Source organism: Microtetraspora sp. NBRC 13810 (assembly GCF_030268685.1).
Classification (GTDB): Bacteria; Actinomycetota; Actinomycetes; order Streptosporangiales; family Streptosporangiaceae; genus BSRQ01.
Genome location: NZ_BSRQ01000003.1, coordinates 248,133 through 261,599 on the forward strand (window position 1 = coordinate 248,133; position 13,467 = coordinate 261,599).

General features: G+C 74.1%; 11 protein-coding genes. 5 read left to right on the forward strand and 6 right to left on the reverse strand.

The window, feature by feature from the left end; all coding sequences use genetic code 11:
• The first annotated feature begins 33 nt into the window (after window positions 1–33).
• Entirely contained in the window at window positions 34–624 is a 591-nt protein-coding gene (locus tag QSK26_RS08300; RefSeq protein ID WP_285774408.1) for a class I SAM-dependent methyltransferase, read from the forward strand.
• 33 nt (window positions 625–657) lie between these two features.
• Here QSK26_RS08300 and QSK26_RS08305 read toward each other — a convergent pair whose 3' ends face one another.
• Window positions 658–1,347, reverse strand: coding sequence for a gamma-glutamyl-gamma-aminobutyrate hydrolase family protein (locus QSK26_RS08305; RefSeq protein ID WP_285774409.1), 690 nt, complete (start codon window positions 1,345–1,347; stop codon window positions 658–660).
• 486 nt (window positions 1,348–1,833) lie between these two features.
• Here QSK26_RS08305 and QSK26_RS08310 point away from each other — a divergent pair, with 486 nt between their 5' ends.
• Entirely contained in the window at window positions 1,834–2,952 is a 1,119-nt protein-coding gene (locus QSK26_RS08310; RefSeq protein WP_285774410.1) for a globin domain-containing protein, read from the forward strand.
• Window positions 2,953–3,081: 129 nt separating this feature from the next.
• On the opposite strand, the gene QSK26_RS08315 is transcribed toward QSK26_RS08310, so the two are convergent.
• Window positions 3,082–3,885, reverse strand: coding sequence for a helix-turn-helix transcriptional regulator (locus QSK26_RS08315; RefSeq protein WP_285774411.1), 804 nt, complete (start codon window positions 3,883–3,885; stop codon window positions 3,082–3,084).
• Window positions 3,886–4,125: 240 nt separating this feature from the next.
• Between QSK26_RS08315 and QSK26_RS08320 the strand changes: the two genes are divergently transcribed.
• Together QSK26_RS08320 and QSK26_RS08325 are read left to right on the forward strand one after the other, a co-directional pair.
• Window positions 4,126–4,317 carry a hypothetical protein gene (locus QSK26_RS08320; protein WP_285774412.1) on the forward strand — a complete coding sequence of 64 codons (192 nt, stop codon included), beginning with the start codon at window positions 4,126–4,128 and terminating at the stop codon, window positions 4,315–4,317.
• Window positions 4,314–4,622, forward strand: a complete 309-nt coding sequence (locus tag QSK26_RS08325; protein WP_285774413.1) for a ubiquitin family protein — start codon at window positions 4,314–4,316, stop codon at window positions 4,620–4,622. The genes QSK26_RS08320 and QSK26_RS08325 overlap by 4 nt, the downstream gene beginning before the upstream one ends.
• A gap of 7 nt (window positions 4,623–4,629) precedes the next feature.
• Here QSK26_RS08325 and thyX read toward each other — a convergent pair whose 3' ends face one another.
• From thyX to QSK26_RS08345, 4 genes are all read right to left on the reverse strand, one after another.
• Complete coding sequence (gene thyX, locus QSK26_RS08330; RefSeq protein WP_285774414.1) at window positions 4,630–5,364, reverse strand: FAD-dependent thymidylate synthase; 735 nt, start codon at window positions 5,362–5,364, stop codon at window positions 4,630–4,632.
• Between the two features lie 73 nt (window positions 5,365–5,437).
• Window positions 5,438–6,598: an amidohydrolase family protein gene (locus tag QSK26_RS08335; protein ID WP_285774415.1), complete on the reverse strand. Its 1,161-nt coding sequence runs from the start codon at window positions 6,596–6,598 to the stop codon at window positions 5,438–5,440.
• A gap of 131 nt (window positions 6,599–6,729) precedes the next feature.
• A complete protein-coding gene (locus QSK26_RS08340) occupies window positions 6,730–10,035 on the reverse strand; it encodes a WD40 repeat domain-containing serine/threonine-protein kinase (protein WP_285774416.1) in 3,306 nt (1,101 codons plus the stop codon).
• An 82-nt stretch (window positions 10,036–10,117) separates the two neighbouring features.
• Window positions 10,118–12,262 carry an anthranilate synthase component I gene (locus tag QSK26_RS08345; RefSeq protein ID WP_285774417.1) on the reverse strand — a complete coding sequence of 715 codons (2,145 nt, stop codon included), beginning with the start codon at window positions 12,260–12,262 and terminating at the stop codon, window positions 10,118–10,120.
• Window positions 12,263–12,476: 214 nt separating this feature from the next.
• Here QSK26_RS08345 and QSK26_RS08350 point away from each other — a divergent pair, with 214 nt between their 5' ends.
• Window positions 12,477–13,442, forward strand: coding sequence for a helix-turn-helix transcriptional regulator (locus tag QSK26_RS08350; protein ID WP_285774418.1), 966 nt, complete (start codon window positions 12,477–12,479; stop codon window positions 13,440–13,442).
• Window positions 13,443–13,467: the final 25 nt, after the last annotated feature.

Consider the following 13,467-nt stretch of genomic DNA (forward strand, 5'->3'; position numbering starts at 1 on the left):
GGACGCACCGATCACGGCCCTACGGTTCGATGCATGCCCAGCGACGCTAGCCTTTTCCTTGAGCAGTTCATGCGCTCCCCTGCCGTGATCGGCGCCATCGCGCCGAGCTCGCGGCGGTTGTCGGAGGCCGTCACCGCCCCCATCCCGGAGAAGGGCGAGCCGGTGGTGGTGGAGCTGGGCCCGGGCACCGGCCCGTTCACGGCCGTGATCCAGGAGCGGCTGGGGGGCCGCGGCCACCACCTCGCGATCGAGATCAACAAGCCGATGGCCGAGCGGCTCGCGGCCCGGTTCCCGCGGGTGGACGTGGTCTCGGCGGACGCGTCCGACCTGCCCGCGCTGCTCGCCGAGCGGGGTCTGGGGCAGGCCGACGTCGTCGTCAGCGGGCTGCCGTGGGCGGCGTTCGGCGTCGAGTTGCAGAACCGGCTGATGTCCGCGGTGACCCGGTCGATGATCCCCTCCGGCGCCTTCACCACGTTCGCCTACGTGCACGCCCTGGCGCTGCCGCCCGCGGGACGCTTCCGGCGGCTGCTCACCCAGCGGTTCGAGGAGGTCGTGCCCAGCCGTACGGTGTGGCGCAACCTGCCGCCCGCCTTCGTCTACAACGCCCGCCGCCCCCGGGGCTGAGGCCCGCCGGCCTCCCCCGCGCGGGGAGGCCGCTCAGGCGCGGGCGGCGTCCACGAACGCCTCGAAGAGGCGGTTGTCGCCGTCCCGTTCCGGGTGCCACTGCACGCCCACGGCGAAGCGGTGCCCCTGGAGCTCCACGCCTTCCACGATCTGGTCGTCGGCCCACGCCACGGCCAGCAGCCCGGTGCCGAGGCGCTTGACCGCCTGCCGGTGCGGCGAGGTCACCTCCACCCGGTCCCCCAGCGCCTTGCCGAGCTTGCTCGACACGCTCACCTGGATCTCGTGCGGCGTGCCCGTCTCGCCGTGCCGGTCGTGGCCGACCTCGCCGGGCAGCCAGGGGATCAGCGTGCCGCCCTGGGCGACGTTCAGCACGTGCATGCCTCGGGCGACGGCGAGCAGCGGCACGCCGGCCTGCACGGCGGCGCGGGCCAGCGCCAGCTCGAACCGGTCGCGGTGCGGCTGCGGCTCCTCCACCCGCTCGTCGCCGGTCGCGCCGTAGAGCGTCGCGTCCAGCTCGACGCCGCCCGCGAGCACCAGACCCGACAGGCCGCGCACGTAGTCGTCCACCGCGCCGGCCCGCAACGGCGGCAGCACGACGGCGGCGCCCCCGGCCCGGTCCACCGCCTTCGCGTACGCCGGTGGGGACAGCACCGCCTCGCGAACCCAGACGCCCCAGCGGGCGGCCTCGAGGTAGCCGGTGATGCCGATCAACGGTCGGGACATGCGATCTCCAGGGGGGCATGCGCGAGGTCGTACCACCCTGTCCTGGGCGGCACCCCTATGGGCGACACCCACCCTTTCGGGCGGCTCCTCCCATCATGGCGCACACCATTTCGGCCATGTCACGTATCCGGGATATCAGTAGCGTCACTTCCGCCCCGGACGGCCGGAGCGGCTCACCACACCGACTCCGCCCGAACCCCGCCCGAACCCCGCCCGAAGCCCCGCCGAGCGGCCCCGCTGCCCGGCGATCCGGCCCGCGCACGGCCCGGCCCAAGAAACGCGATTAATATTCGCCTATTCTTCGACAATGAGAAATAGGGCGCGTAGATGCCCCATTAAGGCAAAACGGTTGTGATGCACAGGTGACGGTGTAAGACTCCATCCGAGTGACCGACGGCGCCGGGGCCGCCGGGCTCTCACCACCCGGAACCGTCAGGGAGGTGCGTCAAGACGATCGGAAGCGATTCCGTTCGGTGAGGATCGTAAATGGCATTGAATCCGCGTCTCGTCAAGGAAAGTTTCGCCCACATAGAGCCGCACGGCGCCAAAGCCGCGGCTTATTTCTACGGGCGGCTGTTCGCGGTCGATCCGCGGCTGAGGCGGCTCTTCCCACCCGCGCTGGACGTCCAGCGCGACCGCCTGTTCGCCGCGCTGACCCGCATCGTGTGGAGCCTGGACAGCCCCGGCACCCTGGCCGGCTTCCTCGGCCAGCTCGGCCGGGACCACCGCAAGTACGGCGTGACCGCCGAGCACTACGCCGCCGTCGGCGAGGCCCTCCTCGCCACCGTCAGGCGCTTCGCCGCGGACGCGTGGACGCCCGAGGTGGCGGCCGCCTGGACCGAGGCCTACGCCGTCGCCTCCAGCATCATGATCGACGCCGCGGCGGACGACGGCGGCGACGCCCCCGCCTGGTGGCCCGCCGAGGTGGTCGGCCACGAGCGGCGCACCGGGGACATCGCCGTCGTCACCCTGCGTCCCGCCACGCCGCTGCCCTACGAGCCCGGGCAGTACGTCACCCTGCAGACCACCCGCTGGCCCCGGGTCTGGCGCGCGTTCTCCATCGCCAACGCGCCCAGGCCGGACAACACGCTCACCCTGCACGTCCGCGCCGTGCCCGGCGGCTGGGTGTCCACCACGCTGACCGCGCACACCCAGGTCGGCGACACCGTCACCCTCGGCCCGGCGCTGGGCGGCATGCGACCGCCGGCCGACCCCGGCCGCGACGTGCTCGCCGTCGCCGGCGGCACCGGCCTCGCCCCGCTCAAGGCCATCATCGAACACCTCCTCGCGGCGGACCGGCAGCCCACGATCGACCTGCTGTACGGCGCGCGGCACGCCGGCGAGCTCTACGACCTGCCGGACCTCACCCGATTACAGGCGGAATGCCCCCGGCTGCGCGTCCTACCGGTGGTCTCCGACGATCCCGGCTACGGCGGCCTGCGCGGACGGCTGCCCGACGTGGTGAGCCGGTTCCGCCCCTGGAACAGGCACACCGCCTACGTCTGCGGGCCACCGGCCATGGTCGAGGAGACCGTGCGCCACCTGCGCAGGGACGGCGTGCCCCTGGACCACATCCACCGCGACCTCACCCCCGGCGAGCGCTGAAAGCGCCCGGCGGGCGATCTCGAAGCGGCCTCGCGCGCCCTACCCGCGCCGGGCCGCCGCACCGCCTTCCCCACCGGTCTTCCCCACCGGTCTTCCCTGCCGATCTCCCCTGCCGTGGGCTCCCGGACCTCAGCCGCGCAGGGCCGCGGCGGTGGCCTCGTCGCTGGGCCAGAACATCTCGATCGCGAGCTCGGACACCGTCACGTCCACCGCGTTGCCGAAGGTGGCGATCGTGGTGAACATCGACAGCACCGTGCCGTTCCTGCGGATGCGCAGCGGCACCAGGATGTCCGGGGCGCCGGGCGGCCGGGCGTTGTCCACGTCCACGCCCGGATAACGGTAGGCCGACAGCTCGTCGTGCAGCTCGGTGAGCACCCCGTCGCCGGACGCCTCGGCCTGCCGGCGCAGGCTCGCCAGCAGGTGGGCCCGCACCTCGGGCAGGTTGACCAGGTGGGCGGCGACCCCGTCGGGATGCAGGGACACCCGCAGGATGTTGACCGTCTCCCCCACCACGTGCGCCGGAATGTCCTCCAGGAGCATCGCCGCCGCCGCGTTGGCCGTCACGACGTTCCACGCCCGGTCCACGACGAGGGCGGGATAGGGCTCGTGCCCGGCGAGGATCTTGTCCATCGCCAGCCGTACGGCCGCCATCTCCGGGGCCTCCACCGAGCGCTCGCGGTACAGCGGGGCGAAGCCCGCCGCGACCAGCAGCCGGTTGCGGTGCCGCAGCGGGACGTCCAGATGCTCCGAGAGCCGCATCACCATGTCCCTGCTGGGCCTGGCCCTGCCGGTCTCCAGGAAGCTGATGTGCCGGGCCGACACGTCGGCCTCGATCGCCAGGTCGAGCTGGCTCACCCGGCGTCGCCGCCGCCAGTCCCTCAGCAGGTCCCCGACGCTCTCCTCGCGCTCTTCGCGCACTGCCACGGCTTCCATGCCCTCACGGTATCGGCCGGTCGAGAATATCGGCGATTACCTGGGACGTAAGGGGCGGTCGCAGGGGACGCACAACGATATTCGTGACGATCGTGGCGAACCGCATGCCGCAAATCGCCTACAGCCCGGTGGTCCGCCGCGCACCGTGACACGATGAGGCTGATCCGCGCGCAGCGGCCGAAGACGTGAACAACGGTGACGGAGATCGTTTTCCGCCGCCGGCCGGAAGGAGTCTGGACTGTGGGCGACGCGATTCTCGCGATCGGCGCGCGCAGGGGACTGTTCCTCGCACGTTCGACCGATGGCGGCCCGTCCGGGGCCGAACCCGTCCGTTCCGCCACCGCGGTGCGCGGCCCCCTCACCGTGGACGAGGCGCCGGTGGCGCACCCGCACCGGCCCCGGCGCCTGCCCGCCGTGCGCGGGTCCTTATGACCAGGCCGGTCACGCTGGTGACGTTCGTGCTGCCGAGCACGCTGCGCAGGTGGGTGAGCGGGGCGAGCGAGGTCCGGGTCTTCGCCGTGGCGCCGGCCGAGGACGCCGACCCCACCCTGGGCTCGGCGCTCGACCGGCTGCGCCGTTCGCATCCGCTGCTGGAGCGGCGGCTGCGCGACGACCACGGCGGCATCCGCCGTCACATCACGATGTTCGTCTGCGGGGAGAACGCGCGGCGTCTCGGCGGCCTGGAGTGCGCGCTGCCTCCCGGCGCGGAGGTCTACGTGCTTCCCGCGCTCGCCTGAGGGCGGATCAGGGCGAGATCCTGCCGTTGGCGACGAAGGCCGCGTGGGTGAGCGGCATGAGCCGTGCCCACGCGGCCTCCATCTTCTCGGCGACCATCTCGATCTCGCGCTGCGGGAAGGACGGCACCCTGGACTCCTCGGTCCTGGTGCGCAGGGACAGGAAGTGCATGAGCGAGCGGGCGTTGCAGGTGGCGTACATCGTGGAGAACAGCCCCACGGGCAGCACCGCGCGGGCCACCTCCCTGGCGATCCCCGCCTCCAGCATCTCCTGGTAGGCGGCGTAGGACTGCCGGTAGGAGCCCTCCATCACCTCGGCGACGAGCTTGTGCTGCCCGGCCGTGCCGGGGACGAACTCGTAGCGTCCCGGCTTGCCCTGCTGGACCAGCCTGCGCCCCTCGCCCGGCAGGTAGAACACCGGCCGCAACTCGCGGTACCTGCCGCTCTCCTCGTTGTAGGACCAGCCGGACCGGTGCCGGTGGAACTCACGGAAGACGAAGATCGGGGCGCTGACGAAGAACGTCATGGAGTTGTGCTCGAACGGGCTGCCGTGCCGGTCGCGCATCAGGTAGTTGATCAGCCCCTTGGACCGCTCCGGGTCCTTGTGCAGCTCCTCCAGCGACTGCTCGCCCGCGGTGGAGACCCGGGCGGCGAAGAGCACGTCGGAGTCCGCGGCGCTGTGCCGGACGAGCTCGACGGTGACGTCGTCCAGGAAACGCGGCCGGTCCTCGTCCATCTGGTCCATCCCCCTGATCCCCCTGATCCCCCTGATCCCGCTGGTCGTGCGCGGTCCAGCCTATCGACAGGCGGCCGGGCGCTCAGATCCGGTAGAGGCGCCGGGCGTTCCCGGTGCCGATCATGTGGGCCACCCTGGCCGAGTCGGCGGCGCTCCACTCCCCCTCGCCGATCCGCGACGCGAGGGCCCTGGCCAGGCCGCGCCGGTAGTAGAGCGCGCCCAGGTGGCAGGTCTCCGCCACGCCGTAGCAGTCGGAGCTGAACAACTGCTTGTGGAAGGGCACCAGCTCCAGCAGCTCGCCGAGGACCGCCGCGGAGCCGGCGGCGGTGTAGGTGAGGGCGAGGCCCACGTCGACGTAGACGTGCGGGAACACCGCGGCGAGGTAGGCCGCCTGCCGGTGGTAGGGGTAGCAGTGCAGCAGCACCACGGGCACCCCGACGGGCTGGAGTGCGCGCAGGAAGCCGGTCATCAGCGACGGGTCGGCCCGGTGCAGGTCGAGGTCGGGGTCGCCGTAGCCGCAGTGGAACTGGATCGGCAGGCCGCGCTCGCGGGCCGCGTCCACGCCCGCCCACAGCAGGTGGCGCAGCAGCACGGGATCGGTGAGCCGCTCCTTGGGGTCGGCGAGCCGCCGGTTCGCCGCGGCGATCACCGCGCCCCGGCTGGGCCGCGCCGGGTCGAAGCCGAGCCCGTGCCGGTAGGCCATGATCGACTTGAGGCCGGCGGCGCGGGCGGCCCGCCCGGCCAGCGTCTCGGCCAGCCGGTCGATGTAGCCCACCGCGGTCGGCTCGTCGCCGGCGACCTGCTGCTCGACCTGCTCCAGCCGGACGATCTCGGCGGCGGCCGCCTCGGCCAGCCTGCCCATCTCGGCGGGTTGCAGCAGCTCGGGGCCGCCGAGCCCGGTGTCCACCAGGAAGGCGGCGATCCCGGCGTCTCGCAGCAGCCGCCGGTTCACCTCCTCGGCGCCCAGTTCCGTACGGCGGGCGAGGTAGACGGCGGGCGGGGCGTGCGGATCCAGGTCGAGCACCGGGGCGCACCAGCGGCGGATCGCGGCGCCGAGCGGGGTGTCGAAATGGGTCGTGCCCGGCGGCGGCGGGCTGCCCGCCTCGGTGATCAGCGCCTCGAACCTGGCCCGCGGCAGGTCGTCGCGCCGGACCCCGTGGCAGTGGTGGTCGACGAGGGGGGCGAGCAGGGCCTCCCGCACCGCGCCGGGCAGCCCGGCGGGCAGCGCGTCGTCCGGTGTCATCCGCCCCGCCCGTCCTCGTCGTCCTCGTCGTCCTCGTCACGGCCAACGGCCGGCGGCCAACGTCGGGCCCCGGCACCGTCGAGCACTATACGGCTACCCGGTGTGAGCGGTCCGGGATTCCGGGCGTTCTGCTACCCGTCGCCGGTGTGCGGCCGGTAGGGGATCTCGGGGATGTGCCGTTTCCACTCGCTCTCCGAGAGCGGGCCGCCGGCCCGGGCGACGACGGCCTCGGCGGCCCGGTCGCCGTCGATCGGGAACTCGCGCAGGGAGCCGTCTCCCCCGGCGATGGACAGCATGCCGCCGCCGAAGCCGATCGCGGCGACGCCCCTGGGGAAGCCGGTGACGGGCAGGCCCAGCTCGCGACCGCCGGGCAGCTCCCACAGCCGCACGGAGCGCTTCTCCGCGACGGCGAGGACGCCCTCGGGGGAGACCGCGACGGCGGCGTTCTCCTGTCCGGCGGACGCGTAGCCGGCGCGGCGCCAGGTCGCCGTGTCGATGAGCGTCACCTGGCCGTCGAGGAAGCCGCTGCTGGCCACCAGGGTGCGGCCGTCCGGCGCGAACACCGTCCGGGTCGCGACGATCCGCCCCGCGGGGGTGATCGTCCGGCCGGAGCGCAGGTCGATCACGCGCAGGCCGTCCACGCCCTGGCCGGCGAGCCACCGGCCGTCGGCGCTGAAGGACAGGCCGCCGCCGACGGGCAGGTCCCTGATCTTCGCGCGGGTGGCCAGGTCGTACAGCGCGCCGGTCTCTCCGTCGCCCACCGCGACGGTCCGGCCGTCCGCGGCGAAGGCGGCCTGTGTGCCGGGGAGCGTGCCGAGCCTGGACTCGGTGACCGCGTCCCAGAAGGTGAGGGACGGGGTGTCGGCGGGCACGGCGATCGTCCGGCCGTCGGGGCTGAGCACGGGCGCGTTCTCCCTGACCGCCGGGCCGGGCACCCGGGCGACCCGCCGCCGGGTCGCGGTGTCCCAGACGGTGACCTCCTTGTCGCCGGTGAGCGCGACCCGCCGCCCGTCGGCGCTGAAGGCGGCGCCCGGGACCACGTCGCCGGAGACCGCGGGGGCGCCGGGAAGCGGGTCGGGCGCGGTGTAGGCGGAGATGTCCACCCGCAGGACGGTGGACCCGTCGGTGACCAGGCTCAGGGTCTCCTCCCCGGCCCGCAGCAGGCTCGGCGCGCCGGTCTGGATGCGCTGCGTCATGACGGGCGCGGTGCTGCCCGCCTCCCACAGCCGCAGGTCGCCCTCGGTGCCCAGCGCGGCCACGAACCTGCTGTCCGGGGTGAACGCCACCTCCCCCTTGTACGGCAGGCGCAGCGGCGCGCCGCCCCGCCAGGCGGCCGTGCGCACGTCCCACAGCCGGAAGGAGCCCTCGCCGACGCGCAGGGCGAGGGTGCGGCCGTCGGGGCTCCACGCCATGGGCTCCGCCGGCAGGCCGGCGAGCGCGCGGTCGCGGCGCAGGTCCCACAGGCGCCAGGTGTAGTCCTTGCCGCCGACGGCCGCGAGCCGGTCGCCCGGGCCGACGAGCGCGCCGTACATGGCGGGCGGGCCGTCGAGCCAGGCGCCTCGGGTCACGTCCCACAGCCGCACCGGGGAGTCCACGCCGCCCAGCGCCAGGATCCGGCCGGTCGGGCTGAACTCGACGTAGGAGGTGGCCGGCAGTTCCCCGCCGAGCGGCCGTCCCGAGACGGCGTCCCACAGGCGGACCTTCTCACCGGTGGCCAGCGCCAGCGTGCGGCCGTCGGGGCTGCCGCGGACGAAGGACACCGCAGGGTCCGCGCCGGAGAAGGTGGTGACGCCGGTCCGCCTGGCCACGCGTATCTCGCCGCCGGAGACCGAGACGAGGGTGGCGCCGTCGTCGCTCAGGTCGTAGGCCGCGCCGGGCGGGGCCCCCGGATCGGTGAACGTGCCCGCCTGGGACTGGGCCAGCGAGGCGTACAGCCCGCCGCGGGTCGCCGGGGACGGGGCGAGGTCCCAGGCCGCGGCGCTGAGCCGCATCGCGGTCACCGGCTCGGCCGCGCGCAGCGCCTCGGCCCGCGCCGCGACGACGCCGGCCAGTGTGTCCAGGCGCTGGTCGGCCACGGTCCGCCGGCTCTGCTCCGCGGCGACGGCGGCCCCGGCCGCGACCAGCAGCAGCACGGCGAGCGCGGCGGTCACCGTCCGGCGGCGGCGGACGCCGCGCCGGACGACGGCGGCGCTGGCCCGCAGGAACTCGGCCTCGCCCCGGCTCAGGGTCAGGTGCCGCCTGCCGCTCGCCTCCCAGCGCAGCGCCTCCCGCAGCGGCTCGCCGCGGTAGACGTCGCCGCCGGCCTCCCAGCGCGACGCCGCCTCGCTCAGCGCGCGGTGCACCGCGAGGCCGGGCCGCTCCTCCTCGATCCACGCCCGCAGTCGCGGCCAGGCCCGCGGCAGGGCGGGATGGACGACCTCGACCGACTCGTCCAGCAGCCCGGCGGAGCGGTATTCGCGCAGCACGCCGGCGGCCCCGCCGGGGAACTCCTCCGGCAGCGCCCGCCGGGTGCCCTCCGTGTCCACCAGGCGCAGGAACACGCCCGGCACCAGCGCCCGCTGCTCCGCGGGCAGGCCCTGGTACACGGTCTCGGCGATCTCCCCCAGGGACGGGTCCCGGACCGGGACGGGCAGGGACACGTCGGCGTCGGCGCCGCTCCCGACCAGGCCGAGGAGCAGGTCCTTCGCGGTCGGCCGGTCCTCCGGCCGTTTGGCGAGGGCGGCGCGGACCAGCGCGCGAAGCGGCTCGGGGAGCATGCCCACGTCGGGTTCCAGGGTGAGCACGCGGTGCATCACCCCGCCCAGGCTCTCGTCGAGGAACGGGTCGGCGCCGGTGGCCGCGAAGAGGATCACCCCGCCCCAGGAGAACACGTCCGCCGCCGGGCCGGCCCGCTGCCCGACGAAGACCTCGGGCGGCATGTAGGTGGGCGTGCCGGCGACGAAGCCGGTGGAGGTGAGCGACATCTCCGGGGTGCGCGCCACGCCGAAGTCGATCACCCGGGGCCCGTCCGGGCCGAGCAGCACGTTGTCCGGCTTGAGGTCGCGGTGGATCACCCCGGCCTCGTGGATCGCGGCCAGCGCGGTCACCACCGCCGTCGCCAGCCGGTGCAGCCGGTCCCCGGTGAACGGCCCCGCCTCCCGCACGGTCGCGCGCAGGCTCGGCCCCGCCACGTACTCGCTGACGATGTACGGCCGGGGCGCGTCGAACTCCACGTCGAGGATCTTGGCCGTGCAGAACGACGCGACCCGCCGGGCCGCGGTGACCTCCCTGACGAGACGCTCCCGGTCGAAGGTGTGCAGCACCTTGACCGCGACGCGTTCCCCCGCCTCGTCGTACGCCTGGTAGACCACGCCCTGACCGCCCGCGCCGAGGCGCCCGGCCGGCACGTAGCCGCCCAGCCGCCTCGGATCCCCCGGGAGCAGCGGTGCCGGTTCCATCCACGTCCTCCGAAAGCCACTCGTCGTCAAGGGGTTGGACGGCGCCGGGACCCGGAAAGTTCTGGAACGGCGCGGCGCCCCGTCAGCGGGACAGGCGCAGCACGTTGGCGATGACCTTCGCTCCGGCTCCGCCCTCGGCGGTGAGGATCGACTCCGGGTGGAACTGCACGGCGAACCGCCGGTTGGCGACGTCCTCGATCGCCATGACGGCGCCGTCGGGGGTCAGGGCGGTGCTGGTGAAGCCGCGCACCCCGGGCTCCTTGGCGTGCAGGGAGTGGTAGCGGGCGGCGGTGAACTCCTCGGGCAGCCCGTCGAGCAGGTCGCTGGCGCCGGTGCGGCGGACCCGGCCGCGCTTGCCGTGCTCCGGCGCGGCCAGCAGCTCCAGCTCGCCGCCGGCGTGCTCGACCATCGCCTGCAGGCCGAGGCACACGCCGAAGACCGGCAGCTCCCGCCGGTAGAGTGCCTCGACCAGCTCCGAGCAGCCGAAGTCGGAGGGCCAGCCGGGACCGGGCGAGAGCACCACCAGGTCGGGGGCGATCTCCTCCAGCATCTCCTGCGGGAAGCCGTGCCGCAGCGTCACGACGCTCGCGCCCTGCTGGCGGAAGTAGTCGGCGAGGGTGTTGACGAAGGAGTCCTCGTGGTCGACGAGCAGTACCTTCATGCCCTCGCCCGCCGGCGCGGGCGCGACCGCCCTCCGCTGCTCCGGCGCCTGCCCGGCCTCCGCGCCGACCGCGGCCAGCGCGCCCAGCAGGGCGCTGGCCTTGAGCTCGGTCTCCCGCTCCTCCGCGTCCGGGTCGGAGTCGTAGAGCAGCGTGGCGCCGGCCCGGACCGCGGCCACGCCGTCCTTGATCTGGGCGGTGCGCAGGGTCAGCCCGGTGTTCATGGAGCCGTCGAAGCCGAGGTAGCCGACCGCGCCGCCGTACCAGCGGCGGGTGGTGGCCTCGTGGTCCTCGATGAACTGCATCGCCCAGGTCTTGGGGGCGCCGGTGACGGTGACGGCCCACATGTGGGACAGGAAGGCGTCCAGGGCGTCGAACTCGGGACGCAGCCGGCCCTCGATGTGGTCCACGGTGTGGATCAGGCGGGAGTACATCTCGATCTGGCGGCGGCCGATCACCTGGACGCTGCCCGGCACGCAGATCCGCGACTTGTCGTTGCGATCCACGTCGGTGCACATCGTGAGCTCCGACTCCTCCTTGACGCTGGACAGCAGCGTCCTGATCGCCTCGGCGTCCTCCACCGGGTTGCTGCCGCGGGCGATCGTGCCGGAGATCGGGCAGGTCTCCACCCGGTCGCCGCTGACCCTGACGTACATCTCCGGCGAGGCGCCGACCAGGTGCTCGCCCTCGCCGAGGTTGAACAGGAACTCGTACGGCGCCGGGTTGCTCTTGCGCAGCCCGCGGTAGAAGCCGGCCGGGTCCGTGCAGTGGGCGTGGAACACCTGGCCGGGGACGACCTCGAACAGGTCGCCGCGCTGGAACCGCTCCTTGGCCGCGGCCACCACCTCGGCGTAGTGCCCCCTCTCCGGGTCGGCGGGCAGCGCGGCGGGGGTGGCGACGCGCGGCAGCGTCTCCCCCGAGCGCGCCAGGCCGCGGGTGGAGACGCCGTCGACGGTGAACTCGTACCGGAACTCCTTGCTGGTCTCGCGCTTGCGGTCGATGACCATGATCCGGTCGGGCAGGTGGAGCACGAGGTCGCGCTGGTCGGCCGGGCGGTCCAGCACCTGGCGGATCGGCTCGAACTGGAAGGCGAGGTCGTAGCCGAAGGCGCCGTACAGGCCGAGGTGCTCGTCGTCGCCCTGGAACGCGGCGATCACCTCGCGGATGGCGGTGAACACGGTGGGCCTGCGGCTGCGCATCTCCTCGGGCAGGATGTCCTCGGACTCCGGGACGTGCACCTCGACGAAGCCTTCGGAGGCGCCGGACACCGGGACCGGCTTGCCCGCGGCCAGCAGGCAGGTCGCGATGGCGGGCAGGACCACCCGCCCCCGCTCGTTGAGCGCGCGGGCCGAGATCCGCCGGCCCCTGGCCACGATCTCCACGCACGGGTCGACGTAGGCGAGGTGCCAGCGGCTGTAGCGGCCGGGGTATTCCATCCCGGAGGAAAGCACGCCGCCGCGCCGCTCACCGAGCGCGGTCACGACGTCCTCCAGCACCTTCTCGGGGACGTCGAAGGTCGCCACCTCGACACCGACGCCGCCCGAAGTGGTATATCCGCTGATCTCCACGCTCGCCCCTTAGATCTGATCGGGTGATGCCCCGGGGGCGGACAAACAGAAGGCCGCCTGCCGGGGCGGCCGTCCTGTACTCTCGCGAATGCGAAATCAACGCCGCCTAGAAGCGGCGCCACCACTGTAGGGAAGAGTGATTTCGCATGTCGTACAGCCTAGCGGGACGCCGCGTGATCATGCAACGTTTCCGCAACGCGTCAGGGAGGTGGGGATGCGCGCCGCCCGGTTGATCTCCCTGGTCCTGCTGCTCCAGGCGCGTGGCGGCATGACCGCGGCCGAGCTCGCCCGCGAGCTGGAGGTCTCCGAGCGCACGGTGCACCGGGACGCGCTGGCGCTGGCCGAGGCCGGGGTGCCGGTCTACGCCGACCGGGGCAGGTCCGGCGGCTACCGGCTGCTCGGCGGCTACCGCACCCGGCTGACCGGGCTCGGCCGCGCCGAGGCCGAGGCGCTGTTCCTGTCCGGCGTGCCGGACGCGCTGCGCGAGATGGGCCTGGCCGAGGTGGCCGGGGCCGCGCGGCGCAAGGCCGTGGCCGCGCTGCCCGCCGTCCTGCAGGACGCCTCGGCGACCGCCGCGCAGCGCTTCCACCTCGACGCCCCCGGCTGGTTCAGGGACGGCGACTCCCCCGCGGCGCTGGCCGAGCTGTCCCGCGCGGTCTGGGGCGACCTGCGGGTCCGGGCCCGCTACCGCGACGCCGAGCGCCTCCTCGATCCCCACGGCCTGGTGCTCAAGGCCGGCGTCTGGTACCTCGCGGCGCGGTCCGGGGAGCGGTTCCTGATCTACCGGGTGGACCGGTTCGGCGAGGTCGAGGTGCTCGGCGAGCGGTATGCCAGGGACGAGGGCTTCGACCTGGCCGCGTTCTGGGCCGGGCAGGCCGAACGCTTCGCCCGCTCGCTGCTCACCACCCTGGTCACCGTACGGCTGAGCCCGGCGGGCCTGCGCGCGCTGCCCGCCGTGGCCGATCCCGCGGCGTTGCCCGAGGCGCTGGCCTCGGCCGGCGAGCCCGACGGGCTGGGCCGGGTGACCGTGTCCCTGCCCGTCGAGTCCGTCCCGGTGGCCTTCAGCCAGTTGCTGAGCCTGGGCCCCGAGGCCGAGGTGCTGGACCCGCCCGAGCTGCGGGCGCTGCTCCTGGACGCGGCCGTCCGGCTGGCCGAGGTCTACGGGCGGCCGGTGCGGTAGCCGGTGAACTCCGCGGGACGGCCGG